Below are 24,099 nucleotides of genomic sequence, written 5' to 3'. Positions count from 1 at the left end.
CAGACGCCGCGTCATTCCGGCGCAGGCGGTGCGGCCAATGCAGCGCGCCAGGAGGCATACACCTCCGGCGTCTGCGGCTTGATGAACAGTGCCACCAGTTCCGGATACTCGCGCTTCACCGCCGTTTCGATGCGGGTGATGCAGGCTTCGATCTGCGGGGTCCGGCGGTCATCCTCGAACTCGGCGCTGAGCATGGCCACCACCTGTTCCGGGCCCATCTGCATGGTGGTCACGCCATTGGCGCGGCGCAGATCCGGATCGGTTTCGGCCACCGCCATGATCCGCTCGGCCACCGCAGGGTGGGCAGGCTCTCCGACCAGCAGGCCCTTGGTTTCACGGGCCAGGAGGAAGGCGGTTGCGGCCAGCACGCCGGCGATGCAAAGGGAGGCGACCCCATCAAGCACCGGCATGTCCAGCACCTGCGCGGCCACCAGCCCGATCAACGCGAAGCCCAGCCCGAGCAATGCAGCGCTGTCTTCCAGCAGTACGGTGAAGGTGGAAGGATCCTTGCTGCGGCGGAAGGCTTCGAAGTAGCCAAGCTTGCCTTTGGTACGCCGGAACTCGCGCAGCGCCACCCACCAGGAAGCACCCTCGAACAGGATGGAAATGCCCAGCACGCTGTAGCTCAACGCATGGTTGGTGGCCGGCTCCGGCCGGCGGATGTGCTGGATGCCCTCGTACGCCGAGACGCCGGCGCCAGCAGCGAACACCAGCAGGGCGACGATGAAGCTCCAGAAGTACAGCTCGCGGCCATAGCCGAAGGGATGCACCGGGTCCGGCGCCTTGCCGGCACGGCGCAGGCCGTACAGCAGCAGCAGTTCATTCAATGTGTCGACCAGCGAATGCACGCCTTCGCTGAGCATGGCCGAGCTGCCGGAGATGCCGGCAGCGACGAACTTGGCGATGGCAATGGCGAGGTTACCCGCGAGGGCGGCATAGATGACGAGACGGGAGCCGGTGGGGGCGGACATTTCGGCGGCGGGGCGGGGCTGACGCCTGATCTTCCCGATCAGCGCGTGCCCGTTGTGTGCACGGCGCGATCAGTGCCCCTTGGGATTGAGGTACAAACGCGCCCCATCCGATTCACGGTAGCCCGTCCAGCGCCCACCGCCTGACGCGCGGAAGCGCCCGAATACGGTGTTGTTGGTATCGGTCAGCAGCAGCTGGTTGCCCGACAGTACCCAGCGGTTGGCCGAGAAGAAGCCGTCCGGGCAGCCAGCAGGCACGTAGGCGCTGTAGCCACCGAACCACTCACTGTTCTTCAGCTCAATGGTGCAGGTGTTGCCGTTCTCCTGGCCCAGTGTCCAGCTGCCGAACAGATCGCTGTCGCGCACATCGCGGCCGCCACGGTGGCGGTCATGGCTCCAGTCGTCGTTGTCGTCGTGGAAACCGAAGCCCACGTCGATCTCTTTGCTTTCGCTGCGTGACCCGGACTGCGAGCTGCCACTGGTGGTGGTCTGGGTGGTCACCGAGCCACTGGTCTGGGTCTGGGTGCTGCTCGATTGGGTGATCTGGTCGGTGCGGGTGGTCTGTTCGCCGAAGCCGGACGAGGCGTCCTGGGCAAGGGCGGGCAGGGCCAGGAAGTACAGCGCCGACAGGCAGCTACGGGCAAGCAGGGCAGCCATCGCAGGATCCTCGGAAGGGTGGATCGCGCGAGTATCGAACCGGTGGGGCGGGAGACGGTGTGAGGATGTGCGCTGGCGCAGCCCAGCGAAGGGTAGTGCCGGCCGCTGGCCGGCTCCCACTTGGCGCCCAGAAACCGAAGGAATGCCGGCCCGCGGCCGGCACTTCCCGCAGCCAGGCATCGCCTGGCGCTACTGATCCGGCTTCACCCTTGCCACCCGTTTCCGGTACTCATACACGTTGTCACCGCGGATACGCTTGTCCTCGGTGCCGGTGATCCGGCCGACCTGCTGGTCCGAGCCGGTGACCGGTTTGGCCTCGATCTCGGTCTCGTGTTCGAAGGAGTGCGATTTGTCGGTGTTGCGGTAATAGCGGTACAGCGCCCAGTACAGCGCGGTTGCGCCGGCCGGACCTGCCGCCAACAGCCAGAGGCCACTGTCGTCGCTCATGTCGATGCCACCAGGAAGGCAATTGCGAGGGCTTCAATGACGGTGCCGGTGGCCAGGGCCGCCAGCAGCATCTTCCATTGCTGCACGGGCACGCTGCCCATGGTTTCGCCGGTACGGCCGTTCACCGCGATGTAGTGCAGCATGCCGCCGTTCTTGCCGGGCTGGTGGTAGGAGTACAACCACACCGGCAGGTACATCGAAACCCAACGAGTGCCATGCACCTCCAGCTGTTCCTGTTCCCAACGCACGCCACGGTTGTAGCGCCTCACCGAACCTTCCACCTGCGCGCGGGCGATCGACAGCAGCTGGTCTTCCAGCCGCGGCCGCAGCTTCTCCACGTCGAGGTTGCGCTTCTCAGAGGTGAAGCCGGCCAGGTATGAGGCGTTCCATTTCACCGCGTTCTTGGTGTCGAACGGCAGGATGGTGTTGATGATGTTGTTGGTGTTGGCGCGGGTATCCAGATTGCCGCGCTCGGCCGAGGATTCCAGGGGCAGGTCATCAACCGTGAAATCCACCTGGCGTTCGACCTGGTAGACATCGGCGTCGTACAGGGTGCGTTTGTTCTTCTCGCTGCCGACCGTGTATTGCCGGGTCTGGATCTCGCCCTTGCCGGCCACGGCCGCGCTGACATTGCTGTCCACGATCATGTAGGGCAGGAACACGCCCACCACGTTTTCCGGGGTGAACTGCTCCTTGAACGCCTTCAGCGCGAACATGCGGCGCTTGTCGACGAACTGGCGGATGCGCGCGACCGCATCGTCCTTCTTGATGTGGAAGGGCAGCACCGCATCGGGCACCGCACCATTGCTGATCTGTTCGTTGACGCCGAAGACGTGGCGGCACCAGTGGCAGCGCGCCGTCATCGTGCTTTCGGTATTGACCGTGACTTCGGCACCGCAGCCCGTGCACTTGAACGTCATCAGCGCCGAGGTGTCGGCGTCGATGTCACGCGCGCCGGAGGCGATGACCGTACCGCGCAGCTGGTCGATGGCCTCGCCCAGCCCGAATTCCTCCTCGACGCGCGCGCCATGCCATTCGTGACGGCAGTACAGGCAGACGAGGATATCGGTGCCGGCCTTGGGCCGGATGTCGGTGGCGCCGCACTTCGGGCAGCGGTTAAGGCCGTCCTTCAGCTCGCTGGCTGAGGTATCGATGGCTACAGGATCGGGCGCTTCCACTTCATCGCGGATGGCCTGGGGCAGCTTCGAGGTGTCCAGCGGGAAGCTGCCGGGCAGGGGAGGGACGTCCTGCGGCGAACCGGGCCCATCCAACGACGCCGCCGGCAAGGGCGGCGGCGTCGCGGGCGCGGATCCGGGCAGCGGCGGTGGGCCGTTTCGGGGATCGGACATGTTCGTTGTGCGTCCTGCTGTTACAGGCCCAGTGCTTTTGCTTTCAGGGCGTCGTAGTCGCCTTGGGTGATCAGGCCCAGGTCCAGCATTTCCTTGGCCTTCTTCAGCTTGGCCACCGGATCGTCGGCAGCCGGCGTGACCGGCTGCTGCATGCCGCCGACACCGAACATGCCCGAGGCCATGCCGACACCGACCAGGCCAGCCGCACCGCCGTTCTCGCCGGCCGACTGGATGCCCTGGGCGACGCTCGCCTGCAGGTTGGAATTACCGCGCGAGCCGGACAGCGCATCTGCGCGCTGGACGGTCTTCAGCAGTTCGCGGGTGTTGGCGTCGTACTCGATCGAGACAATGGCGGTCTTGACGATGGCCAGGCCGCGATCGGACTTCCACTGGTAGCCCTGCTCGACGGCGGCCGACAGGCTCTGTGCAAAGCCCAGCGAGTCCTGCTGCAACTTGGTGATGCGGTTGCCCTTGCCCGGATCGTTCGTGTACAGGCTGAAGGCCGGTGCCAGCGAACCGACCACTTCATTGAACAGCTGGCTGGCGGCGGCGTTGTCCAGGTCGGTGAAGTCGAACACCTGGCCCGGCTGCAGGTAGCTGGCCGGCACGAAGTTCTTCACGAACAGGATCGGGTCGACGATCTTCAGCGTGTACGAGCCGCGCGTGACCGCGCCCACCTGGGTATTGAGGAAGCCATCGTCCCAGTAGATTTCCGATTGGGTACCGAAGCGGTTGTCCGGCAGCTCCTTCAGCGAGACGAAATAAGCCGCCTGCTGCGAACCGGGCTGGCCGCCGAACTTGAAGCGTTCCCAGCTCTGCTTGATGAAGGTGCTGACCAGACCGTCGCCGGCGAAGATCGACTGCGAGTTGGGATCGTCCGAACGCCACTCGTAGCCGCCCGGTTCGGCGACGAACGCGGTGATCGCGCCGTCCTGGAACAGCAGCAGGCCGTAGCCCTCCGGCACGATGATCTTCGAGCCGTTGGTGATGATGTTGGACGAGCCGCTGGTGTTGGAACCGCGACCGGCGTTGGTGCCGCGCGGCACCGCCGCGAACAGGGCCGCCGTCGAGGGCAGGCCCGTGGGCACGGTGTAGAAGTCCTTCCACTGGTCGGCCAGCACACCACCGACCGCACCCTTCACCGCCTGTACCAGACCCATGTCCAACTCCCTGTGATTCGAGGGCAGGCACCATGCCTGCCGAGCTGGACTGACTATAGAGGAGCGGCATGGGCCGCCGCCACCGCCGCGCGCGCCTCCCATTCATCATGGCGCGACGGCGGCAGCAGGCGATCAGGCCATGCCGCGCGCGATCAGGGCATAGCCGATCATCAGTGCCAGGCACAGTGGCAAGGTGACGAAGGAGGCGATCATCCAGCGCAGGGCCTTGCGCGAAGCCTCGGTGGCCGCGCCGACCTGGCCGCTGGCGACCAGTGACGTGCTGCGGTTGGCGTAGACGGTGGCGACGATGCCGAACGGCCAGAAGCCGGCGATGATGCTCAGGATGGCCCACATCAGGTAGTTCCTGGGGGGCACGGGTGGCGGGGTGCGGTCCATGCGGTCGATCTCCTTGATCATGCTGCGGTCGGGAGCGCGAGTATGCCGACAGGCCAATCGCAGCGGAAGGCATGCCACCCGTGCGTGGTGCGCAATCTTCTGCTGGTCGAATGGTCATTGATCGGGGGCGGCGGCGCGGCAGGCATGCGCGGTGGCCTGCGGGGCTGGGCGAGCAGGCGGTGTAGCCGTCATGGCGGCGCAACACGTGCCCGCCTCTGGTTCGGGCAGACGCGCTGATCATCAGCGTGGATGGGATTTCGGCGGCTTGCCTTCACCTGCTTTGCGGCGAGCGGCGAGCGGCGCACGGAAACGTGGGCGACAGATATCCGGCGCGGATATTCACGTCATTATCATGCTTATTTTCTGGAAACTCGCTCTCCATAATCCAGGGACGCGATGGCCGGAACACAGGGAGCGCCGCGTCACAGGCAGTGCCGCCCTGTGGCGCACGACCCAGGCCTGGACGACGTCCGCGTTGCCGACCTCCAGCAGCGATGGCAGTTCCCGGCACCGCGGGAGCGGAAAGCGTGCACGGCAACAGCGGTTCGACCAGCGGGCACGGCATGCGGCGTGGACGTCGCAGCATCCCGCGATGATGCCGGAGGGCCTGCATCGCGAGATCGCCCGTTGCAGATGCATCGGGTCGCCATTCCAAAGGGGAGTTTCGATGCACAGGCAAGTCAGTGAGATGCTGCAGCGCGCTTATCGGCCCTATCCGTCATTGCCCGACCTGCTGGGCGCGTTCGTGAAGGAGCTGTCCCGGCACAAGGTGATGCGTGGTGGTCAAGTGCGGTTGCGTGGTGCGGTGGCAGGGGCGGCAGCGGGGTTGCCGGCGGCGTCCGGGAATGCGGAAGAGGTTTGCTTGCAGCGGGTTCCCATCCGCTATGGCGGCGAGCTGTTGGGTGAACTGCACCTGGAAAGTGAGGGGGGGCGGCTGGACGGCAGTGCGCTGGCGCTGGGGGAGCAGTTTGCCCAGCGCTGCGCGCACCTGATCAAGCGCTACGAGGCAAAGGACTGGGCCGAACAGGCGCTTAGCCGGCCGCTGCTGCTGGTCGGCGCTGGCGAGGCGTTGAAACAGATGGATGAATTCGTCGAGCGCGCGGCGGCCAGCCCGCTCCCGGTCCTGCTGCGCGGCGAGTTCGGTACCGAGAAGATGGAGCTGGCCGCTGCCCTGCACAGTGGCGGCCCTTGCAGGCAGGGCCCGTTCGTCGAAGTGAACTGTGTCCACCCGCAGGGCGAAGCCAGCGACTGGTTCGCGCGCGCACAGGGCGGGACGCTGTACTTCCACGAAGTCGACGAACTGCCGGTGCCGCTGCAGGGCCAGCTGTCACATCGCATGCGTGGGCTGCCTGCTGCCCATGCTGAAGCGCTGGCGGCCGGCCCGATACGGGTGATCGCTTCGACCAGCGCGGACCTGGAACAACGGGTGAGAGAGAGGCAGTTCTCGCGCGCCCTGCTGGCAGGGCTGGAGTTCCTGACAGTGGATATTCCACCGCTGCGCGAACGGGTGGAGGACATCGGTGCGCTGGCGGCGCGTTCGCTTGAGCTGCATGGATTCAATCCCCACGTGCTGGGCGACGATGTGCTGGAAGCCCTGTGCGCGCATGACTGGCCCGGCAATCTATTGGAAATGGAGCGGGTGGTGGTACGGCTGGCGGTGATGACCGGTGGCCGATGCATCCGCCGCGAGGATCTTGCACGCCACGCGCCGGATCTGGCAGCAGGCCACGTCGCCAGCGGTGCCGGGTGCGCGCCGCAACGGCTGCCCACGCTTGAGGAGATCGTCGCTCCTGAGCCCGTGCAGCCGGATACGGTGCGGGCAGCGCATGAGGGCCTGCACGACGGCCTGAAACGTGCGCTGGCCTATCTGAAGGACCATGCTGCGGAGCCGCTCACCCTGGGCGACCTCGCTCGCCAGGCCCATGTGAGCCAGTCGCACCTGGGATTCCTGTTCCGCAGCGAGCTGGGCACGACGTTCAAGCTGCTGCTGCAGCAACTTCGCATCGAGCATGCCAAGCAGCTGCTGCGGGATGGGCAGCGCCTGCGCATTACCGATGTCGCGCTGCAGGTCGGCTTCGGTGACCTGAGCCACTTCGAGAAGAGCTTCCGGCGCGCGGTAGGGGTCAGCCCGCGCAGCTACCGGCGAACCCCGCACCAGTAAAAGCAACGCCCCGGTGCAGGCGCGGGCCTGCCCGGGGCGCTGGGGTGGCAGATCCAGCGTTAACGTGCGTTTGCTTCTGCGGCGCGCTGCACGGCCTGCTCGGCGGCTTCGTCGGCGCGCCGTGCCGCGTCGGCGGCAGCGTCGACCGCGCGTTGCGACACCTCCATCGCGGCGCGGATGCCGTCTTCACTGGCGGCCATCGCGGCGTCCGCCAGCTCCTGGGCGATCTGCATCGGGGTTTTGCCCGCCGGATGGGCGGGAGTGGGCTTGCCGGGAAGCGGGGTCGGGAAGGTCATCGTCGGTGCTCCTGCTGGGGATGAGGGGGGAACACCGTCGCTGCGTTCCCCCAGGATGTGGCGCAATGCCGCCTGGGCATCGGCCAGGATCTTCTGCGCCTGTTGCCGGGCCGCCAGGCGTCCGGCAGCAACGGCCGCGCCGGCTGCCGACGCGAGCGCCTCCGTTGCTGCCTGCACGCCATCGCCACCTGGCGCCGGAGCCGGGTTCACACCGCGTCCGCCCGGTAATCCAGCGTCCCTTCATCGCCCAGGTAGCCGCCGGTTCGGCGGTAGTCCTGCAGGGTGATCACATTGTCCTCCACCTGCACCAGCGCCTGCGCTCTGGAGCCATCGATCGGGAACTGCACGCTGGCACCATCCTGGCCGAGGCGGCCGCGGGAAACCGGATGTTCGTTGAGGAATTCCTGCGCATCGCGCAGCTGCCACCGCACGGCCTCGCGCAGCCGGCTGTCATCCTGCAGCAGGTCGGGATCGTTGTCGAAGCAGGCTGCCATCTGCTGGGCGGCCAGCGAGATGCGGGCGTAGCCGATCTGCCGGTTCGCGGCCAGGCTTGCGTCGATCGCCTCACGCACCTGCTCTGGCGACGGCAACTGTGGCAGTTGCGGCCCGTCCAGGAAGCCGAACAGGATCGGCAGCACCTGCTGCAACGCGCGGGTGGCACGCGCCAGCCGATGCTCGCGACTGCCGCCACCTGCGCTCACCCGCTGGTAGAAACGGAAGTAGTCGGCAAACTCGATGGGCCTGCGCGCGTGCAGCAGCGCGAAGTGGGCAGCGTCGGCCAGGTCATCGCGCCCTGTGGCAGGCATGCCTACCTCACCGGCCAGTTGGTGGAGCGCCAGCGACTCACGAAAATCCAGTTGCTGCAGCAGGGGAGCAGCGGCCGCACCGATCGCCGCCAGGAACGCGCGCGAGGCCCCGAGGTCGGTGTTGGTCAGCAGCTGGTGTTTGTCCAGTACCCGCTGCGCCTCGTTGTGCGACAGGCGTGTTTCTTCGTCAAACTCCATGTTGCGCAGGGCACCGAGGTCGCTGGCGCCAAGGCTGAGCAGCTTGATCGGGCCGACCTGCAACCCGAGGCGTGGCAACCATGTCATGCGCGAACCGTGCAGACCCTGCTGCACCCCATCGAGCATCGTGCCCTCGTCGGAGAAAGCGTAACGGTGCTCATGCGATTCCATGGCCCACTTCAGCCATTGCTCGCCACCGTCGATGAACTGAAGGACATGCCTGCAGGGTTGGCTGATCTGATTGGCCTGGGGGATGGAACGACCGGCAATGAAAACGCTCATGCGTGGCTCTCCTGGTGGCCTCACTGGGCCGGAAATTCCTTTAGGACGGTCGCAGCGGCATTGCCGACGCGATTGAAGTCGTCGGTGGCCCCCTGCATCATGTTCTGCGCCTGCGTGAGCACCCTTGCATACTTTTCGTCCCCCGTCGCCAGGTACTGGGCCATGGCCACGCCGGCCGCGGTGGTCGCGATGGTTGAGACATTGCGCAGGGCGTCGGCGGCATCCTGCACGGCGATCGCCGCAGACTGGGCCACCGACTGGTAGGCCTTGCCGGCGCCACTGGTCTTCACCACGGATGCGGACATGGTGGCCGTCTGCACCTGGTTGATCACATCGATGACCTGGGCGTTGACGTTGCTCGGGTCCATACGGGCTCCTTGATGGGCGGGTGGGGCCGCAGGCGGCCTGCAGGGTGTCAGGCCCCGGCGTCAGCGTCGGCTGCCGGGGAAGAAGAAGGAGAATCTGGCGCGGGATCCTGGGCGGGACCTGCGTCCGGATCCGGACCGGACGCGGCGTCGGGCGCAGGACCGGGCGCAGGCGCTGCCGCATTGCCTGCAAGCGTTTGGAGTGCATGCAGGCTGCTGGTGGCGGCCGCAGCGTCGGCAGTGGCACCGTGGGTCTGTGCCTGCAGGACGCCGATGGCGGTCTTTCCTTCTGCGGTGGCCGCGGCGATCACGGCCGCAGGCGAAGGGGGCGCCGGCACCGGGCCGGGCAGGGGGATGACCTGCGGCGGTGGCGGCGGAGGGGGTTCCGGAGCAGGCGGTGGCACCGGCCAGGGGGCATTGATCATCTTCGCGCAGGTCGCGGTGACCGCTGCGTTGCTGACCATGCCGGCACCCTGCTGGCGTGCGACAGCGTTGTGCATGGCGGTGCCCAGCGTCTCCAGCATCACCATGTCCAGCATGCTGAAGGACTGCGCCGGCCCCTGGGCCACCAGCAGGGTCGAGGCGGCACTGACGCTGTCGACGATCTGGCTGTTGACGGTGTTCTCACTGCTCATGACGGAACGGCTCCCTTCTGGATGATCAGGGCCAGGACCTGGGCCAGGCTTGCGCCGGCGGTCACCTGGCCGCGTTGCTGGTTGGCCACCGCGTTCTGCATTGCCAGGCCGAGGCTGTCGGCCATCGCCAGGTAGGTGGCGGACATCGCGAACGAGGGGGCGAGGGCGATCGCCACACCGGATCCGGCGCTGGTGGCGGCCAGCAGGTAGCCGGTGGCGGGCGATGCGGCCATCGATCAGGGGCCCGGCGTGACGCCGCCCTGAGCGGGGGCGCGGTGGTTGGCGTCACGCCGGGCCGACACGTCAGCGCAGACCCAGGATTTCGCGGGTGGCCACGCCGTTGGAGGCGGTATCGATCGCATACAGCGTGGACACCCCCTGGGTGGTCGACGCCTGCATGGTCACGTAGGACTGCTGCTGGTTGTTGGTGGCGTTGTGCGCGGCGTTGGACAGCGCCTGGCTGGTGGCCACGAACAGGTTGCCCATTGCGATAGCCGGCGCATCACCAAGCACCTTGGTGTTGACCTGCGAGACCGAATCGGTGATCTGGCTGTTGACGGCGGTGGGAAATGCCATGGTGGAAGCTCCTAGGGTGGACAGCACTACAGGAACGGAGATTGCCGGCACTCAATGGAATCAGCCGAGAATCTTCCGGGTGGCGGCGCCGGTGGCGCCGGTATCGACGGCGTAGAGCAGCGCGACGCCCATCGTGGTCGCGGCCTGCGCCGTGACATACATCTGCTGCTGGGCGAGCGTCGCGTTGTGGGCGGCATTGGCCAGTGCCTGCGCGGTGGCCTGGTACAGCGTGCCCATTGCCGTGGCAGGCGCCACGCCCAGCGTCTGCAGGTTGGCCTGGCTGACCGAGTCGGTGATCTGGTCGTTGACGGCCGTGGGAAATGCCATGGCTCAGCTCCTTGCCTGCCGGCGCATCACGCGCCGAGGATCTGCTTGGTGGCCACGCCTGTGGTGGCGGTGTCGATCGAATACAGCGTGGCCACACCCATGGTGGTGGCCGCCTGCGCCGTCACATAGGACTGCTGCTGCGCATTGGTGGCGTTGTGGGCGGCGTTGGCCAGGGCCTGTGCGGTGGCCTGGTACAGATTGCCCATGGCGACGGCGGGCGCGTCGCCCAGCACTTTGGTGTTGGCCTGGGTGACCGAATCGGTGATCTGGTCGTTTACAGCGGTCGGGAATGCCATGTCGATCTCCTTGAGGTTGGCGGATCAGCTACGGAACGACAGGTCAGGAACCCAGGCCGCGAACGCGGGTGCTGAGGATTTCCTTGCTCGCCACCGCTGTGGTGGCGGTATCGATCGAGTACAGGGTGGCCACGCCCATGGTGGTGGCCGACTGCGCGGTGACGTAGGACTGCTGCTGCGCGTTGGTGGCGTTGTGGGCGGCATTGGCCAGCGCCTGTGCGGTGGCCTGGTACAGATTGCCCACTGCCACGGCGGGCGCATCGCCCAGCACCTTGGTGTTGGCCTGGGTGACCGAATCAGTGATCTGGTCGTTTACCGCGGTTGGAAATGCCATGTCCTGCTCCTGCGAAAGGGTGGAAGTGCGTGGTATCCAGTGTCACGGTGCGTCGCCTGCAGCGGCCTGGGCCTCACCGTGGGGCCAGAGTAGGAAATGGCGTCGCCGCCGGATTGGCGGAATCGACGGAGAATGCGGGGGGATCACCGTGAAGGTGCGGCGTGAATGCGGCGGAACTGATGATCATCGCCGTCGTCGCCAGCGCTTGCGGGTTGCCCTGGGGCACACACAGAGGCTGCGCGTGGGTAGCGCGATCCGGCGGCGACGGGCCGTGGCCACGTCGTCGCCGGGTCCGGCCGCTCAGAGCATGTAAGGGATCTTGAACGCCAGCGTGAAGTCCGGTGCATCCGGGGTCAGCCCGATGCCCAGCAGGGTCACCAGTGTGGTGTGCTGGTTGAGCGCGTAGGTCACGCCCAGATTCAGTGATGCCGCGTTGGCGTCGCTGCCGATCACTTTCATCCACTTCCCGCCTTGGAAACGGGTGGAAGCGCGGGCGCTGATGCGGTCGCTGAAGGACAGGCTGAGACTGGTGCGCTCGTTGAACGCAAAGGCCACGCCAGCGCCGAAGTAGACCGCGCCGCCGAGCTTCACGTCACCCGGGTTGACCGTGTCGGGGTTGCTGTCGATGTCGCTGAAACCACGCGGGAACGAATGCACATAGCCGACGTTGGCGAACAGGATCGCCGGATCGGCGGTCTTGACCATCGACAGGCCCACATTGGCCTGCCACACGCCATTGCCGGTGGGCTGTTCCCTGGGTACGGCGAAGCGGATGTAGTCATCGTCGTCTCGCTCGATCACCTTCCAGTCCAGACCGTAAGGTGCGCGCCCGGTAGGGGCGGTCACGCCGGCAGTGAGAACGGTCTCCGGGCGCCAGCCGCGTTCGCCGAACAAGCGGTAATTCGCACTCAGGCCGATATCGCCCAGCCCGTTGCCATTGGTTTCTTCCTGCGCGATCGCGGCCGCCGCACCGCCGGCGCCGCCCTTCTGGTAGACGGTGCGCCGCGCCAGGTAAGGCACGTCCAGGTTGAGCGTCAGGTTCGGGCTGACACCCCAACGTGCGGCCAGGTTGTAGGTAAGCGAATCGGATTCAACGTTCTCGATGGCGATGTTGCCGAGGAAGATCGCGTCCAGCGCCAGGAAACCATTGAGGGTGAGCTGCTTGCGGTCGTAGCGGGCGTAGGTGAGGCTGTTCTCGACGGTGAAGCGGCGCGAGAACAGCGCCGACTGCTGTTGTTTCACATCATCCACGCTGCGCCGCGATTCCTGCTTCGCCTGCTGTGCCTCGGCGGCGGTACTGGCGTAGCCTTCGCCACCCGACGAAGTCTGTAGAGTCGCGCCACGCTCGACTGCCGTAGCCGTAGACAGGGCCATCGGGCCAACCTTCCCACTCAGCCGCGCCTGCATGGCCTGCACCTGCATGTCCAGTTCGCGCAGCCGCCGCACTTCCTGCGCATAGTTGGATTTGAGCTGCTCCAGCTGGTTGGCCAGTGCCTGCACGTCGGCGCCATCGTCCGCCGCGGGTGGCGCGGCGAAGGCGGTGCCCGCCAGCCCCGCCAGCGCCAACGGTGTGATCCTCATCAGGGTGTGCATGTTCGTGTCCTGCGTTGTGCAACGCTTCCCCCAACGCCGTGCCGTGGTGCTACCGGCCCGGCCCCATGCCGCGGTTCATCGCAATCGCCTGGGCCACGTTCTGGCTCAACGGCAGGTTGCCGCCCGCGGTATCCCGCACCAGCTCCAGCCGCAGCTGGTTGCTGGCCATCTGGCCGTCACCGTTCAGGGCGATGCCCTGGCCGACGCTGCCGTTGCGTATCCATTGCTGGACCAGGCCCTGGCCATCCACCTGCAACTGCAGGCGTGCCTGGTTGCCGTCCAGCACCGCGGAGGCCGAGACGCCTGCACCCTGCGCACTGAGCGAATGGGCACCGTCATACGAACGGGCCGGCACCGTGCCGTTGCGCACCACCAGCGTGGTCGCATTGCGGGCGACGTTGCCATCGCCGGCCACCTGCACGCTCTGCACCAGGCCGCTGGCGTTGGCCAGGCCACTGCTGTCGATGTGGCGACCCTGCGTGTCAGGCAGCGGCGCATCTGCGGCGGTCACGTGCACGCTGGGCTGGAAGCTCAATTTCGGGCTGCCGCCGCCGCGGAAGTCCATGCCCAGGGTCAACGCACCCTGCAGCACGCTTCCGTTGCTGGCCTGCCACTGCGAGACCATCGTCACTCCGAACCAGGCCACGGTATTGCCACCTACGGTGTAGCGGCCGCGCATCAGGTTCAGTTCGGGATCCGGAATTTCCTTCAGGCCACGCCCGGGCGCCGCGTCCGCTGCCTGCAGGGGCAGGGCGGGGCAGGCCAGCAGCAGGGCCATCAACAGTCGGTGGCGGAACATGGCGGAGCCTCCTTCAGAACAGGTCGGCGTGGCTGAAGCCGAAGTCGACCAGTTCGGCATCGGTGATCGGCCCCTGTCGCGCGTAGAGCGCGCGGGCACTGGGTCGTTCGCTGGGTTGCAGCAGGACTGTGTTGCGATCGAAATCACTGCCGATCACCACGAATACGGCACGCGATGGCCAGGCAGCGAGGAATTCAGGCAGCGCCAGGCTGCGGTTGCCAAGGATGGGATCAGCCACCTCGACCACGCCGTCGCGTACCTGCTTGAGCACCACGAAGTGGCGGAATCCGCGCACGTCCATCAGCACAAGACCGGGAACGCGAAGCGTGCGCAGGCGTGCCTCATCGATGCGATAGCCGCGCCCACGCATGCCCAGCGATTCCACATAGCGCTTGATGTCGAGCAGTGAAAAACCGCGCTCGGCCACCAGCGCCGGGTCGGACACCCCCATCATCCCTTCGATCACCGTCGCCTCGTCGGTGTCCAGGTGGTAGGCATGGCGCAGGATGGTCGCCAGTGCGGCCGCTCCGCAGCTGTAATCGGTGTGCTGGCGTACCACGTTGCGGTAGCGCCGTTCCTGCATGCTCTCCACCTTCTGCTGCAGCAGCGCGCCATTGGGCAGTACGCCGGCGAAGCCGACGTCGCCCGCCCGCGCGGACGCGCCGCCCAGCAACAGCAGGCAGGCCAGCAGGCGTATCGAGAGACGGTGGCCGAACATCGCATTCTCCGGCAGCAAGGGGGAGCCCCTGTCCCAAGGGGGAGGAGGAACAGGAGCTCCCGGGAACCCGGCCATTGGCGGACGGCCGGGGTGTTGCGCTTACTCGCCGCTGCCACCACCGCTGCCGGTGCTGGGCTGGGCGACTGCCAGGGCCAGGCTGTTGGCCTGCAGGTTGCCGGTGCCCGCGGCCACGTTCACGCCGATGTTGCCGGAGGCGCCGGAGAAGGCGCTGCCCGACAAGGCCGAGGTGTTGGTCGCGTTGACGTTCACCCAGCGCGTGGTGCTGACCGTGCCGCTGAGGCTGGCATACAGGTCGGCCACGCCCAGTTCGACGAACTGGCTGGTGCCACTCTCACGCGTATCGAAGCCCAGGCCACCCACCCCCGGCCGGTTGGGGTTCATCGTGGCGTTCTGGATCTGGTTGTCCAGATCGATATGGCCGGTGCTGTTGCCACCCGGGTGCGGCAGCTCGCCACTCCACGTATCCAGGTAGTAGTTGGCCATCTGGTAGGCGTTGCCGGTGCCGCGGTAGGTTCCCGCGCCATAGGCCAGTGTCAGGCCGCTGACGCCGCCACGCATGCCGACCTGCACGGTATCGGTGTAGGACTGCACGAAGCCGGCGTTGCTGACCGTGTTGCCGGTGGAGACCTGGTTGGAGCTGATGCTCGACTGCGCCACTGCGGTGGTCGCGACCGAGGCGGCGAGCGCATTCTTCTGCTCGTTGTTGTTGCCCGAGGCGATGTTCACGCCGATGTTGCCGGACGCACCGCCGAAGGCATTGCCACTGAGACCCGCGGCATTGGTGACGCCGGAGTTCATGGTGGCGTTGCCGAAGCCGGCCTGGTTGACGAACACCTCGGCGTCGGCCATGCCGAAGCTGAAGGACGCGTCGGCGGCGGACAACGAGGCGGCATTGTCCTGGGCGTTGTTGTCGCCCGATACCACGTTGAAGCCCAGGTTGCCGGAGGCACCTGCGCCCACGCTGTCACCGATGGAGGCACTGTTGGTGACCAGGCTGTTGCTGGTGGCGTTGTTGCTGATCGACTGGCGGTTGTCGATCACGGCGATGGCCGCCGAGTCGAGGTCGATGTCGCCGGTGATGTTCGGGTCGCCGGAGAAATTGATGTCGGTGCTCAGTCGCAGGTCCTTCTCCAGGTTCACGTCGACGCCGTGGTTGTTCTTTTCCTTGCGTTCGTCGGCCTGGATGGTGCTGTGCTTCTGCACATTGACGTTGACGGTGCGGTTGCGCACGTCGTTGTCGGTATGGTTGTGCGTCTCGTTGCGGGTTTCGCTGACGGTGTGGGTGTGGTTGATGTTCGCGTTGGCGTTCTGGTTGTCCCAGCCATTGGCCGCAGCGGCGGTCGAGGCAGTGGCAATCGCCATGGCGAGCATGGTCCGTTTGACGGTCGCTTTCATGGTGCCCTCTCTCTCATCGGGTGGTGCATCGGTTGGGTGGTTGTCACGGGCGGTCCTGCACGACCAGGCCGAGTACATTGGCCGTGTCATTGCCGCTGCCCGCGATCTGATTGAGTTGCAGGACCCCGTCGAATCCCCGCAGCGCCGTGCTGGTGACACCGGCGCTGCGGGTGCCCGTCGCAACGCCGCGACCGGCGTCGTCCCGCCCCCCTGCCAACACGGAACCTTCGGCGGCCAACGCCGTATCGTCGGTTTCGCGTATGCCCTGTCGGGCCAGCGTCGCGCTGACGACGTTGAGCGTCGTGTTGGCGATGCCGCTGGCCTGGTTGATGGATGCGATGCCGCTGGCACCGGCCAGCGCCTTGCCATCGATGACGGCAGTGGCGTGCATCGGTGCACCCAGCACGCGGTTGCCACCGCGCAGTTGTCGGTTGCCGATCGAGACTTCGGCATGTTCGCCCGTGGCGATGCCGCGCAGGTTGGCCTGCATATTGAGGTCGCCGGCCGCCTGGTTGACCGCGATGGCGCCGTTCGCGCCGGCCAGTGCACGGCCGTCGATGCGGGCAACGTCGAGGTAGGCGAGCATGCCGCTGTAGTCATCGGCCTGCGCGATCAACGGCGTGGCAGGCAGGATCAGCAGCAGCCAGTGCGCCCGCCTCACTTGCCACCCGCCGGGGCCATGCCCTGCAGCGGGAACTGGCCGATTGCGCCGCGCACGGTATCGCCGATGCTGCGGGTACTGTTTCCGACCGCACCGAGCGGCCCGCTCATGGCGCTCCCCAGACTGCTGCCGACCATGCCGTCACCGTGGCGGCCGAGCGTACCGCCCAATGCCTGCTGCGTCACGCGTTCGACCGTGGTGCCTGCGGGTGCGGTGGCCGTGGCTGCCTGACCCGCCCCCATGCCTGCGTAGTCCTCATCGCTCAGCTCGTCCATCCCGTTTGCCGGGGCACCCGCACCGAGGGCCGCTGCGATCTCGCGCTGGGGTTTCGGGTCGGCGATCAGCGCCATGCCGGGCGGCGCCATGCGATAGGCCGGGCGTGCGGACACATCACGCAACAGGACGATTTCGCCCGGTTGAGCCTTCACGCCCTGGCGTGCACCGGAGGCAGAGGCGCTCGCGCCAACCGACAGCAGGGCCATGGCCAGCGTTGCCAGCAGGCCGCGAATGGGGGTGATGCCGTCCATGCCGATCTCCCGTGGTGGGTGCGGCGGAACCACGCATCAACCGTGCCAACCCTGCAAGGCTTGGCCGCCCTGGCGCCAGGCGCTGGCAGGCGTGGGGTGCTGCTGCCGCGCTGTTACAGCGGCGTCGGAGAAATGTTGGGATTGCGCTGTACCAAGCGCCGCAGGGCAAGGCGGGCGCCCGACTGTCACACGGGTGTTACAGGTGCCGTCGCGGACTGCAACGATGCCGCTTCAGCCGGTGGTCTCTTGACGCGGCGCTCATTGCGCCGCCGTTTAGCGCAGCGCTAGGATCCGCCCATCAAAGGCCGCTGCGGTGGCCGTAGAGGGTCCCGGCGGAGGGCGGCACGCCGGTGATTGCCTGACAGTCCGCCGACGGTGTCCGGATGCTGGGGGAAGCATGGCGGCGGTCCCGGAGGCTTCTACATCACGTTGCGTGCTCTGGTTCGGCGAGCCGCTGGCGAACGAGCGCAGCGCGCTGGCGGCCGCAGGCTGGTACGTGCGCCGCATCCATCCCGACCCGGCGATGGCGATCGGGCTGCGCGGGCGTGATCGGCTGCTCGCTGTGCTGGATCTTCGCCATCTGGATACGCCCGCGCTGCAGTTGCTGGCGCCATGGATCGAACAGCACGTGCATCTGCCCTGGCTTGCGGTGCTGCCACCCGGCGCAGGGCCCACGCCTGCAGCGTGGCTGCCCTTGCTGCAGCGTTGCATCTCGCGGTTCACGCTGCCTTTCGGCCTGCAGGACCTGGTGGCGGCGATGCGCCAGCAGTTCGACGCGGATGATCCTTCTGCCAGCGAGGTATGCGGCGGCCAGGGACCACGCGCACTGATCGGCGAGAGTCCAGCGTTGCATGCGGTGCGCACCGTGCTGCACAAGTTCGCGCCGGTCGAACTGCCGGTGCTGGTCACCGGCGAAACCGGTACCGGAAAGGAGTTGGCGGCTCACGCGCTGCATGCGTTGTCCGGCCGTGCGGGCAAGCCGTTCATCGCGGTCAACTGCGGTGCCATTCCGGCCAGCCTGGTGCAGTCGGAGCTGTTTGGTCACGAGCGCGGCTCGTTCACCGGCGCCGACAAGCGCCAGATAGGCGTATTCGAAGCCGCACACGGCGGCACCGTGTTCCTCGATGAGGTGGGCGACCTGCCGGCGGAGGCGCAGACCAGCCTGCTGCGCGTGCTGCAGGAAGGCACCTTCGAGCGCGTCGGCAGCAGCCAGCCGCTGCGGGCCGACGTGCGCGTACTCGCGGCCACCCACGTCGAACTGGAGCACGCGGTGGCGCAGGGGCGGTTCCGCAGCGATCTCTACTATCGGCTCAATGTGCTGCGCCTGCTGATGCCGCCCTTGCGCGAGCGTGGCGCCGATGTGCAGCTGCTGGCCGAGCATTTCCTGCGCTGCTTCCGCCTGCGCCACAGCGTGCGTGCACGTGGCTTTGCGCCCGCCGCGCTGCAGGCGATGCGACGCTTCGGTTGGCCCGGCAACGTGCGTGAACTGCTCAACCGGGTGCAGCGGGCGGCGATCATGGCCGAAGGCGAGCTGATCAGCGAGCGTGACCTTGAACTGGGTGGGGCCGAGCATGCGCCGCCGGGCGCGATGCTGCAGGATGCCCGCGGCCAGGCCGAGCGCGATGTGCTGCTGCAGACCCTGCGCCAGACCGGCTACAACGTCTCCGAGTGCGCACGGCAGATGCAGATCTCGCGGGTGACCGTGTACCGGCTGTGCCGCAAGCATCGGCTGGAACTGCCGGCGCAGCGCTGAGCGCGGATCATGGTTCGCCCGAACGGTAGCGGATGCGGTACAGGTCCAACCCCGCACCGTCTGCGCGCCGCGCCGAATAGGTCAAAGTGTCAGGTTGCGAGCCATCCAGCATCGCACCGTAGCTGTCGCCGAAGGCTTCGTTCACCGGGGAGGGCAATGCATGGCCCGCGTCATAACGGCCTCCACGCTCGTAGCCAATGAACTGGCGCACCGGTGCACTGCCGAAGTCCAGGGCGCGGGCAAACACCACCGTTCGGCCGTCGCCGAGGAAAGTGGCATCGAACTCCTGCGCGGCGGTATTGATGCCACCGACCAGCGGCCGCGCCAGCTGCGCCACGCCGCCGATCATCGTGGCGCTGTAGAGGTCATGGCCGCCGGCACCGCCCGCGCGATCGCTGGAGAACAACAGCGTACGACCGTCCGGGGAGAGCATCGGTGCGAACTCGTCGGCCGCACTGTTCACCGCGGGGCCCAGATTCTCCGGTTCGCCGAATCGACCGTCGCGTCCAATGCTGACCCGGTACAGATCGTCGCCGCCCTGGCCGCCTGCTCGATCCGAACAGAAATACACCGTGCGGCCATCGGCAGAAAAGGCGGGATCGAAGTCGCGCCCAGCCGTGTTGAACGAGACCGGCGTCGCCGGCCGCCAGCGCTGCCCATCGTGGCGGGAGACCCAGATGTCATACCCGCCCGGACCGCCGGGACGGTTGCGGCTGAACCACAGTGCGGTGTTTCCGTCCGGGCTCAAGGTCAGTCGAATCTCGTCGTACTGCGTGGATGCAACGCCCGGCGCAAAGCGTTCGGCGGGGCCGACGATCTGCAGCACCCTTGAGGGAGTCGCGGGGGGCGACGCAGCAACCAGCAGCATCACGGCCAGCAGCGCTTTCATGCCTGCCGCTCGAAGTCGCTGACCCAGTTGGTTTCCCAACTGCGTCCCCCATCGGTCGAAGCCGCCTGTTCCCAGCGCGCCGAGCGCGGGGTAATGCGTGACCAGATCACCCGCGTCTGGATCGCCCGTCCGTCGTGCTGGTCATCGCCGAAGAAGCGCCCGACGCCGGCCTCGAAACCACCGCGCAGCGGCGCGCCGATCCGGGTCGGCTCCCGGCCATCCAGCCACCAGCTCAGCCAGTGCCGCTCAGCCGCACTCCAGGCGCGCATACCCATGCCGCGCAGTGGTGCTCCCGGCACGTCCATCAGGTTGTCGCCCACGTTGCCGAATCCTCCCAGTACCGGCCAGTTGTGCAGGGTGCCGTTGAACGCGTCCCACGCATCACTGCCTGCCAGCCGAGCGCGCAGGCGACGATGGCGCACGTTCCAATGGCCCACCAGGAAATCGAAATCGCGCGGTGCATCCGGCAGCTTCGGAAGCGGAGAGGGGGCTGCCGCAGTGCGGCGGAACCAGTTGCGCCAGTTCACTTCCCAGTGCGCGCCGGCATCGTCGGAGAACGCCTGCTCCCACCAGGGCTCCTCGCCATGGATGTCATGCCAGCGGAACCAGACGTCGATGGGGCGTCCCTTGAAGTGATCACGACCACGGAAGCTGCCGCCATCGCCTTCGAAGACGCCGCGCACGGGCGCTTCGATATGGGCAGGGTTGCGTCCATCGATCCACCAGATCGACCACGTGGAAGACACCGGATCAAACGCACGCACGCCCAGGCCCCTGTAGGGACCCGAAGGCAGCGCCATGACGTTGTCATCGATGGTGCCGAGTCCGCCCAGGGTGAGCCAGACCGCGCTGGCGCCGCTGAAGGCTTCCCAGCGGGTATCACCCAGCAGGCGCTCCTTCAGCCGTTGGTGCCGGACCCGCCAGTTGCCCTGTAACCATTTCCAGTCTTCGCTGTGGCTGGCCAGGGGCCGCCCCGAGGGCAGGGCGCTTGAGGCTGCCGCCGCGGCCAAGGTGGCCAGGAACTGCCGTCGATCCATGTGCGTGACCCCTTGCCGGAATTGCCTCCATCGTTGCGGGTGCGAGGGGGATTGACCACGCAGATATCGGGGCTCAGGCTAAGCCACACTTATGGTGACCCAACGCCAGCTTCCATCGCTTGTCGCCATCCGCGCCTTCGAAGCGGCGGCGCGGCTGGGCAGTTTCGCCCGTGCTGCCGAGGAGCTCGACACCAGTGCGGCATCGGTGAGTTACCACGTGCGCCGGCTGGAGGCCCAGACCGGCACCTGCCTGTTCCTGCGCCACGCACAGCATGTGGAACTGACGGCAGCGGGTGCCAGCGTCGCGCAGGAGGCCACCCGGGCCTTCGACGCGCTTCGTGCCAGTTTCATGCGCGCCGCAGACATGGATGCGGCGCGACTGCGCCTGTCCGTGCTACCCACGCTGGGCACCAGCTGGTTGACACCGCGGCTGGGCAGTTTCCGCGGCCGCCATCGGAGCATCGTGCTGGAACTGGACCTGTCGGCAGAGCCGCAGGACCTGGCCGCCGGGCATTTTGATGCTGCCATCCGCAATGGGCATGGCGAGTGGCCCGGGCTGCAGGCCACGCCCCTGTTCCCCAGCATTTTCACCCCGTTGTGCGCGCCAGCGCTGCTGCCGGCGGCAGACGGGCTCGGGCGCCGGGCCTTGGAGGTTCCGCTGCTCGGCAGGCCCGACTGGTGGGCACTGTGGTTTTCCGCACATGGCGCGGTTCCGCCGCCGGCCGAGGAGAGCCCGGTCAGCCCCTTTGCGGTAGAGCATCTGGACGTCGGCGCGGCCATTGCCGGGCAGGGCATCGCCATTGCTTCGCCAATCCTGTTCCAGGCCGAACTGGACAGCGGGCGCCTGGTGCAGGCACATCCCGGTGTGGCCAGCGACGGGCGGGGTTTCTGGTTCGTCGCACCGACGGCGCGCAGCCGGTGCGCCAAGGTCATTGCGTTCGGTGACTGGCTGGGCGAGCAGGCCGCGCAGGCCAGGCATGCGGCGCGACATCATCTGGCGCGCACGGTGGCGGCATGAACCAGAGCCCCGAACTGCTGCGACGCCTGCTGCGTGCCAAGGACCGGATGGACCATGCCAGCCACGAGGACTGGCCGGTGGCCCGCCTGGCCGAAGTGAGTGCCGTATCCGCGGCGCATTTCGCGCGTTCGTTCAAGCAGGCATTCGGGCTGCCGCCGCACCGCTACCTGCTGAGCCGCCGCATCGAACGGGCCGTGGCGATGTTGCGTGACACCGACCTGCCGGTCACCGAGATCGCCGCGCAGACCGGCTGGAGCAGCCTGGGCACCTTCGGCCGCATCTTCCGTGACATCACCGGCGACAGCCCGGGCAACGTGCGCGAGCGTGAGCGGGCCGGCCAGGCGACGCCGGCCTGCGTGCCGGAGTGCCACGCACGTGCCGCGCAGCGACCGGACCTGAACATGGCAGTTTTGGAGAAGCGCCGGCGCGCGGCGGTTGCTAACGTGGATCCCACGTGAGGGAGGTCCCATGACAAACACTGTGAACACGGTCGGCCTGTATGTGCGCGACCAGGATGAAGCGCTCGCGTTCTACGTCGGCATGCTCGGTTTCGAAGTGCACACCGATGTGCGCAATGGCAGCTACCGTTGGCTGACGGTACGCAGCCCCGGCCAGGACGGATTCCAGCTGGGGCTGTTCGTTCCGGGCCCGCCCACCCACGACGCGGCCACCGCGCAGGCACTGCAGCAGCTGGTGGCGAAAGGCGCAATGCCGCCGCTGGTGCTGGCCGTCGATGACTGTCGGGCGCGCTATACGCAATGGCTGGCACGGGGCGTCGAGTTCACCCAGGAGCCGGTCGAACGCTATGGCGCCATCGATGCCGGATTCCGTGACCCGTCCGGCAATGGCTGGAAGATGATCGAAGCCCGATCCGAAGCGAGGCGCCGTCAATGAGCCGGGGTGGCTGGGCGCGGCACGTGCATCGCTGGACCTCGATCGTCTTCACCCTGGCGGTGATCGCCAATTTCGCCGCTCGCGGGCTGGGGCAGGGCGAGCCGGCAGCGTGGATCACCTATTCGCCGCTGCCGCCATTGTTCCTGCAGCTGTTCACTGGCCTGTACCTGTTCGTGCTCCATTACACCGGGAAACGCCGCAGCGCCACGCTGGGCGCTGCAGGCTGAGGCCGCCTCAGGCGGCAGCGTCGGCGGCGTAGGCCGCCAGCAATGCCGGCAGCTGGTCCATGCGCTGGAAGATCACCTTCGCACCCGCAGCGCGCAGGGCCTCCGGCGTGCTGTGGTGCGGGCCGCCCTCGCTGAAGCCAAACACGGTGGCACCCGCCGCCACGCCGGCGGTCGCGCCGGTCACGGTGTCTTCAATGACCGCGCAGCGCTTCGGATCCACACCCAGCGCGGCAGCGGCCGCCAGGTAGACGTCCGGGTGCGGCTTGGTGTTCGGCATGTCCTGGCCGCTGTAGACGTGGTCGCCGAAGGCATCGAGGATGCCGACCTTGCCCAGCTGCAGTTTCACCTTGATCAGGTCGGCACCGGACGCGCAGGCAATGCGGCCACCGGTCGCTGCGGCGATCGCACGCACGGCCTCGGGCGCCCCCCGGATCGGCTCCAGATCCCGTTCCAGCGCCCGGTTGCGCTGCTGGCGGAACTCCTCCAGCCATTCCTCGGTGAACGGCTTGCCGGTGCGCTCTGCGATCAGCCCGGCCAGATGGGCCACGGATTGGCCCAGGAAGACCTCGCCGGCCTGCGCCGGGGTCAGCGGCCAGCCGCGTGCGGTCAGCATTTCCGAGAGCACGCGGGCCACCAGCGGCTCGGAATCGACCAGTACGCCGTCGCAGTCGAACAGCACGGCATCGAAGGGGAAACGGGACATCTACTACTCCGGGAACAGCCAAAAGGGCGAAGCGCCCGCCATTTTCCCATAGCGGGACGGGCAGGGCACGCTGGCCACAGGAACGCTAGACTGCCGGGCCACCTCACCCAGCGCCTGCACGGGAATACCCCTTGAACCGAGTGCGATCCCAGGCCCGGCACCATCGCCTCATCAGTGCCGGCATCGCCGGCGCGGTGACGCTGGCCGGCAGCTGCCTGCTCCCCGTCCTGGTGTTGCTGCTGCCTGCGGGATTCTCGCCAGGCAAGTTCATCATGCCCGTCGCCGACGGCGCCGCGCAGTTGCAGATTGCCAGCCTGGTCCTGCTGGGGTCTTGCGCACTGGCTACGTTTGCCGGCCTGTGGGCCAGCGCGCCGTCGCCAGAACCCGCATCGACGGCGTGCAGGATGGTGGCGTCGCTGATCCTGCTTGCCACGACGCTGCTGATCATCCTGGCCAGCATGGCCTACCTGATGCGAATGCTGTCCGGCGGGGCGCCAACGACAGGGCGCGGGCTTGTCGTTGCCACCGTCGTCGGCGCCGCAGTGCAGTTCCTGGTTGCCAGAGTGCTGGCGTCACGATGGCTGCGCGTGCAGGCATCGTGATTCCTCCGC

The 24,099-nt window shown here is 67.3% G+C and carries 31 protein-coding genes; 7 read left to right on the top strand and 24 right to left on the bottom strand.

Annotated elements, in window-relative coordinates; all coding sequences use genetic code 11:
• Positions 1–11 precede the first annotated feature (11 nt).
• From ACSYHF_RS10715 to ACSYHF_RS10690, 6 genes are all read right to left on the bottom strand, one after another.
• Positions 12–971, bottom strand: coding sequence for a cation diffusion facilitator family transporter (locus ACSYHF_RS10715; protein ID WP_447575610.1), 960 nt, complete (start codon positions 969–971; stop codon positions 12–14).
• 69 nt (positions 972–1,040) lie between these two features.
• Complete coding sequence (locus ACSYHF_RS10710) at positions 1,041–1,625, bottom strand: AprI/Inh family metalloprotease inhibitor (protein ID WP_447575609.1); 585 nt, start codon at positions 1,623–1,625, stop codon at positions 1,041–1,043.
• Between the two features lie 189 nt (positions 1,626–1,814).
• The gene (locus ACSYHF_RS10705; RefSeq protein WP_005416661.1) at positions 1,815–2,072 is read right to left on the bottom strand and encodes a hypothetical protein; all 258 of its coding nucleotides are present in this window, start codon (positions 2,070–2,072) and stop codon (positions 1,815–1,817) included.
• Positions 2,069–3,421 (bottom strand): membrane protein, encoded by a 1,353-nt coding sequence (locus ACSYHF_RS10700; RefSeq protein ID WP_032954186.1) that lies wholly within the window; start codon positions 3,419–3,421, stop codon positions 2,069–2,071. The genes ACSYHF_RS10705 and ACSYHF_RS10700 overlap by 4 nt, the downstream gene beginning before the upstream one ends.
• A 20-nt stretch (positions 3,422–3,441) precedes the next feature.
• Positions 3,442–4,581, bottom strand: a complete 1,140-nt coding sequence (locus ACSYHF_RS10695; protein WP_065186440.1) for an SPFH domain-containing protein — start codon at positions 4,579–4,581, stop codon at positions 3,442–3,444.
• A 132-nt stretch (positions 4,582–4,713) separates the two neighbouring features.
• Entirely contained in the window at positions 4,714–4,998 is a 285-nt protein-coding gene (locus tag ACSYHF_RS10690) for a CD225/dispanin family protein (protein WP_447575608.1), read from the bottom strand.
• 646 nt (positions 4,999–5,644) lie between these two features.
• Between ACSYHF_RS10690 and ACSYHF_RS10685 the strand changes: the two genes are divergently transcribed.
• Complete coding sequence (locus tag ACSYHF_RS10685; protein ID WP_032954184.1) at positions 5,645–7,138, top strand: AraC family transcriptional regulator; 1,494 nt, start codon at positions 5,645–5,647, stop codon at positions 7,136–7,138.
• 59 nt (positions 7,139–7,197) lie between these two features.
• Here the strand turns inward: ACSYHF_RS10685 and ACSYHF_RS10680 are convergent, their stop codons facing one another.
• From ACSYHF_RS10680 to ACSYHF_RS10610, 15 genes are all read right to left on the bottom strand, one after another.
• Entirely contained in the window at positions 7,198–7,611 is a 414-nt protein-coding gene (locus tag ACSYHF_RS10680) for a hypothetical protein (protein ID WP_447575607.1), read from the bottom strand.
• 29 nt (positions 7,612–7,640) lie between these two features.
• The gene (locus tag ACSYHF_RS10675) at positions 7,641–8,720 is read right to left on the bottom strand and encodes a hypothetical protein (protein WP_111128125.1); all 1,080 of its coding nucleotides are present in this window, start codon (positions 8,718–8,720) and stop codon (positions 7,641–7,643) included.
• Positions 8,721–8,740: 20 nt separating this feature from the next.
• On the bottom strand, positions 8,741–9,088 hold the full coding sequence (locus tag ACSYHF_RS10670; RefSeq protein ID WP_005416654.1) for a hypothetical protein: 348 nt from the start codon (positions 9,086–9,088) through the stop codon (positions 8,741–8,743).
• A gap of 47 nt (positions 9,089–9,135) precedes the next feature.
• Positions 9,136–9,720 (bottom strand): RebB family R body protein, encoded by a 585-nt coding sequence (locus tag ACSYHF_RS10665; protein WP_111128124.1) that lies wholly within the window; start codon positions 9,718–9,720, stop codon positions 9,136–9,138.
• On the bottom strand, positions 9,717–9,953 hold the full coding sequence (locus ACSYHF_RS10660) for a RebB family R body protein (protein ID WP_005416652.1): 237 nt from the start codon (positions 9,951–9,953) through the stop codon (positions 9,717–9,719). The genes ACSYHF_RS10665 and ACSYHF_RS10660 overlap by 4 nt, the downstream gene beginning before the upstream one ends.
• 70 nt (positions 9,954–10,023) lie before the next feature.
• Complete coding sequence (locus tag ACSYHF_RS10655; RefSeq protein ID WP_005416651.1) at positions 10,024–10,296, bottom strand: RebB family R body protein; 273 nt, start codon at positions 10,294–10,296, stop codon at positions 10,024–10,026.
• 60 nt (positions 10,297–10,356) lie between these two features.
• Positions 10,357–10,623, bottom strand: coding sequence for a RebB family R body protein (locus ACSYHF_RS10650; protein ID WP_005416650.1), 267 nt, complete (start codon positions 10,621–10,623; stop codon positions 10,357–10,359).
• Positions 10,624–10,649: 26 nt separating this feature from the next.
• The gene (locus ACSYHF_RS10645; RefSeq protein ID WP_005416649.1) at positions 10,650–10,919 is read right to left on the bottom strand and encodes a RebB family R body protein; all 270 of its coding nucleotides are present in this window, start codon (positions 10,917–10,919) and stop codon (positions 10,650–10,652) included.
• A gap of 43 nt (positions 10,920–10,962) precedes the next feature.
• Positions 10,963–11,253 (bottom strand): RebB family R body protein, encoded by a 291-nt coding sequence (locus ACSYHF_RS10640; RefSeq protein ID WP_005416648.1) that lies wholly within the window; start codon positions 11,251–11,253, stop codon positions 10,963–10,965.
• 300 nt (positions 11,254–11,553) lie between these two features.
• Positions 11,554–12,846 carry a transporter gene (locus tag ACSYHF_RS10635; RefSeq protein ID WP_005416647.1) on the bottom strand — a complete coding sequence of 431 codons (1,293 nt, stop codon included), beginning with the start codon at positions 12,844–12,846 and terminating at the stop codon, positions 11,554–11,556.
• 49 nt (positions 12,847–12,895) lie between these two features.
• Positions 12,896–13,645, bottom strand: a complete 750-nt coding sequence (locus ACSYHF_RS10630) for a hypothetical protein (RefSeq protein ID WP_005416646.1) — start codon at positions 13,643–13,645, stop codon at positions 12,896–12,898.
• A gap of 13 nt (positions 13,646–13,658) precedes the next feature.
• The gene (locus ACSYHF_RS10625; protein WP_005416645.1) at positions 13,659–14,363 is read right to left on the bottom strand and encodes a C39 family peptidase; all 705 of its coding nucleotides are present in this window, start codon (positions 14,361–14,363) and stop codon (positions 13,659–13,661) included.
• A 99-nt stretch (positions 14,364–14,462) separates the two neighbouring features.
• Positions 14,463–15,779 (bottom strand): adhesin, encoded by a 1,317-nt coding sequence (locus tag ACSYHF_RS10620; protein ID WP_447575606.1) that lies wholly within the window; start codon positions 15,777–15,779, stop codon positions 14,463–14,465.
• 43 nt (positions 15,780–15,822) lie between these two features.
• Positions 15,823–16,440, bottom strand: a complete 618-nt coding sequence (locus ACSYHF_RS10615; RefSeq protein ID WP_447575605.1) for a hypothetical protein — start codon at positions 16,438–16,440, stop codon at positions 15,823–15,825.
• The gene (locus tag ACSYHF_RS10610) at positions 16,437–16,967 is read right to left on the bottom strand and encodes a hypothetical protein (protein WP_447575604.1); all 531 of its coding nucleotides are present in this window, start codon (positions 16,965–16,967) and stop codon (positions 16,437–16,439) included. The genes ACSYHF_RS10615 and ACSYHF_RS10610 overlap by 4 nt, the downstream gene beginning before the upstream one ends.
• A 397-nt stretch (positions 16,968–17,364) precedes the next feature.
• Here ACSYHF_RS10610 and ACSYHF_RS10605 point away from each other — a divergent pair, with 397 nt between their 5' ends.
• Positions 17,365–18,720, top strand: coding sequence for a sigma-54 interaction domain-containing protein (locus tag ACSYHF_RS10605; protein WP_447575603.1), 1,356 nt, complete (start codon positions 17,365–17,367; stop codon positions 18,718–18,720).
• 7 nt (positions 18,721–18,727) lie between these two features.
• Here the strand turns inward: ACSYHF_RS10605 and ACSYHF_RS10600 are convergent, their stop codons facing one another.
• A complete protein-coding gene (locus tag ACSYHF_RS10600) occupies positions 18,728–19,609 on the bottom strand; it encodes a TolB family protein (RefSeq protein WP_447575602.1) in 882 nt (293 codons plus the stop codon).
• Positions 19,606–20,646 (bottom strand): hypothetical protein, encoded by a 1,041-nt coding sequence (locus ACSYHF_RS10595; RefSeq protein ID WP_447575601.1) that lies wholly within the window; start codon positions 20,644–20,646, stop codon positions 19,606–19,608. Before ACSYHF_RS10595 ends, ACSYHF_RS10600 begins: the two co-directional genes overlap by 4 nt.
• 91 nt (positions 20,647–20,737) lie before the next feature.
• Between ACSYHF_RS10595 and ACSYHF_RS10590 the strand changes: the two genes are divergently transcribed.
• Genes ACSYHF_RS10590 through ACSYHF_RS10575 form a run of 4 tightly spaced genes read left to right on the top strand, consistent with a single transcriptional unit; the run spans position 20,738 to position 22,785 of the window.
• Entirely contained in the window at positions 20,738–21,664 is a 927-nt protein-coding gene (locus ACSYHF_RS10590) for a LysR substrate-binding domain-containing protein (protein WP_447575600.1), read from the top strand.
• Positions 21,661–22,122 carry a helix-turn-helix domain-containing protein gene (locus ACSYHF_RS10585; RefSeq protein WP_065177773.1) on the top strand — a complete coding sequence of 154 codons (462 nt, stop codon included), beginning with the start codon at positions 21,661–21,663 and terminating at the stop codon, positions 22,120–22,122. Before ACSYHF_RS10590 ends, ACSYHF_RS10585 begins: the two co-directional genes overlap by 4 nt.
• A gap of 10 nt (positions 22,123–22,132) precedes the next feature.
• Positions 22,133–22,558 (top strand): VOC family protein, encoded by a 426-nt coding sequence (locus ACSYHF_RS10580; protein WP_005416636.1) that lies wholly within the window; start codon positions 22,133–22,135, stop codon positions 22,556–22,558.
• Entirely contained in the window at positions 22,555–22,785 is a 231-nt protein-coding gene (locus ACSYHF_RS10575) for a hypothetical protein (RefSeq protein ID WP_095377556.1), read from the top strand. The genes ACSYHF_RS10580 and ACSYHF_RS10575 overlap by 4 nt, the downstream gene beginning before the upstream one ends.
• Before the next feature lie 7 nt (positions 22,786–22,792).
• Here ACSYHF_RS10575 and ACSYHF_RS10570 read toward each other — a convergent pair whose 3' ends face one another.
• Complete coding sequence (locus ACSYHF_RS10570) at positions 22,793–23,488, bottom strand: HAD family hydrolase (RefSeq protein ID WP_005416634.1); 696 nt, start codon at positions 23,486–23,488, stop codon at positions 22,793–22,795.
• Positions 23,489–23,619: 131 nt separating this feature from the next.
• Between ACSYHF_RS10570 and ACSYHF_RS10565 the strand changes: the two genes are divergently transcribed.
• Positions 23,620–24,090, top strand: coding sequence for a hypothetical protein (locus tag ACSYHF_RS10565; RefSeq protein WP_238562402.1), 471 nt, complete (start codon positions 23,620–23,622; stop codon positions 24,088–24,090).
• Positions 24,091–24,099 lie beyond the last annotated feature (9 nt).

This window comes from Stenotrophomonas maltophilia group sp. P373, assembly GCF_053295075.1.
The sequence above is the reverse complement of the archived record's forward strand: the minus strand, read 5'-3'. Positions and strand labels throughout refer to the sequence as shown.

What these genes read in the sequence shown, in the direction of transcription:
- ACSYHF_RS10715 (WP_447575610.1), bottom strand. Translation starts at nt 971, where the DNA reads ATGTCCGCCCCCACCGGCTCCCGTCTCGTCATCTATGCCGCCCTCGCG.
- ACSYHF_RS10710 (WP_447575609.1), bottom strand. Translation starts at nt 1,625, where the DNA reads ATGGCTGCCCTGCTTGCCCGTAGCTGCCTGTCGGCGCTGTACTTCCTG.
- ACSYHF_RS10705 (WP_005416661.1), bottom strand. Translation starts at nt 2,072, where the DNA reads ATGAGCGACGACAGTGGCCTCTGGCTGTTGGCGGCAGGTCCGGCCGGC.
- ACSYHF_RS10700 (WP_032954186.1), bottom strand. Translation starts at nt 3,421, where the DNA reads ATGTCCGATCCCCGAAACGGCCCACCGCCGCTGCCCGGATCCGCGCCC.
- ACSYHF_RS10695 (WP_065186440.1), bottom strand. Translation starts at nt 4,581, where the DNA reads ATGGGTCTGGTACAGGCGGTGAAGGGTGCGGTCGGTGGTGTGCTGGCC.
- ACSYHF_RS10690 (WP_447575608.1), bottom strand. Translation starts at nt 4,998, where the DNA reads ATGATCAAGGAGATCGACCGCATGGACCGCACCCCGCCACCCGTGCCC.
- ACSYHF_RS10685 (WP_032954184.1), top strand. Translation starts at nt 5,645, where the DNA reads ATGCACAGGCAAGTCAGTGAGATGCTGCAGCGCGCTTATCGGCCCTAT.
- ACSYHF_RS10675 (WP_111128125.1), bottom strand. Translation starts at nt 8,720, where the DNA reads ATGAGCGTTTTCATTGCCGGTCGTTCCATCCCCCAGGCCAATCAGATC.
- ACSYHF_RS10670 (WP_005416654.1), bottom strand. Translation starts at nt 9,088, where the DNA reads ATGGACCCGAGCAACGTCAACGCCCAGGTCATCGATGTGATCAACCAG.
- ACSYHF_RS10665 (WP_111128124.1), bottom strand. Translation starts at nt 9,720, where the DNA reads ATGAGCAGTGAGAACACCGTCAACAGCCAGATCGTCGACAGCGTCAGT.
- ACSYHF_RS10660 (WP_005416652.1), bottom strand. Translation starts at nt 9,953, where the DNA reads ATGGCCGCATCGCCCGCCACCGGCTACCTGCTGGCCGCCACCAGCGCC.
- ACSYHF_RS10655 (WP_005416651.1), bottom strand. Translation starts at nt 10,296, where the DNA reads ATGGCATTTCCCACCGCCGTCAACAGCCAGATCACCGATTCGGTCTCG.
- ACSYHF_RS10650 (WP_005416650.1), bottom strand. Translation starts at nt 10,623, where the DNA reads ATGGCATTTCCCACGGCCGTCAACGACCAGATCACCGACTCGGTCAGC.
- ACSYHF_RS10645 (WP_005416649.1), bottom strand. Translation starts at nt 10,919, where the DNA reads ATGGCATTCCCGACCGCTGTAAACGACCAGATCACCGATTCGGTCACC.
- ACSYHF_RS10640 (WP_005416648.1), bottom strand. Translation starts at nt 11,253, where the DNA reads ATGGCATTTCCAACCGCGGTAAACGACCAGATCACTGATTCGGTCACC.
- ACSYHF_RS10635 (WP_005416647.1), bottom strand. Translation starts at nt 12,846, where the DNA reads ATGCACACCCTGATGAGGATCACACCGTTGGCGCTGGCGGGGCTGGCG.
- ACSYHF_RS10630 (WP_005416646.1), bottom strand. Translation starts at nt 13,645, where the DNA reads ATGTTCCGCCACCGACTGTTGATGGCCCTGCTGCTGGCCTGCCCCGCC.
- ACSYHF_RS10625 (WP_005416645.1), bottom strand. Translation starts at nt 14,363, where the DNA reads ATGTTCGGCCACCGTCTCTCGATACGCCTGCTGGCCTGCCTGCTGTTG.
- ACSYHF_RS10620 (WP_447575606.1), bottom strand. Translation starts at nt 15,779, where the DNA reads ATGAAAGCGACCGTCAAACGGACCATGCTCGCCATGGCGATTGCCACT.
- ACSYHF_RS10610 (WP_447575604.1), bottom strand. Translation starts at nt 16,967, where the DNA reads ATGGACGGCATCACCCCCATTCGCGGCCTGCTGGCAACGCTGGCCATG.
- ACSYHF_RS10605 (WP_447575603.1), top strand. Translation starts at nt 17,365, where the DNA reads ATGGCGGCGGTCCCGGAGGCTTCTACATCACGTTGCGTGCTCTGGTTC.
- ACSYHF_RS10600 (WP_447575602.1), bottom strand. Translation starts at nt 19,609, where the DNA reads ATGAAAGCGCTGCTGGCCGTGATGCTGCTGGTTGCTGCGTCGCCCCCC.
- ACSYHF_RS10595 (WP_447575601.1), bottom strand. Translation starts at nt 20,646, where the DNA reads ATGGATCGACGGCAGTTCCTGGCCACCTTGGCCGCGGCGGCAGCCTCA.
- ACSYHF_RS10590 (WP_447575600.1), top strand. Translation starts at nt 20,738, where the DNA reads ATGGTGACCCAACGCCAGCTTCCATCGCTTGTCGCCATCCGCGCCTTC.
- ACSYHF_RS10585 (WP_065177773.1), top strand. Translation starts at nt 21,661, where the DNA reads ATGAACCAGAGCCCCGAACTGCTGCGACGCCTGCTGCGTGCCAAGGAC.
- ACSYHF_RS10580 (WP_005416636.1), top strand. Translation starts at nt 22,133, where the DNA reads ATGACAAACACTGTGAACACGGTCGGCCTGTATGTGCGCGACCAGGAT.
- ACSYHF_RS10575 (WP_095377556.1), top strand. Translation starts at nt 22,555, where the DNA reads ATGAGCCGGGGTGGCTGGGCGCGGCACGTGCATCGCTGGACCTCGATC.
- ACSYHF_RS10570 (WP_005416634.1), bottom strand. Translation starts at nt 23,488, where the DNA reads ATGTCCCGTTTCCCCTTCGATGCCGTGCTGTTCGACTGCGACGGCGTA.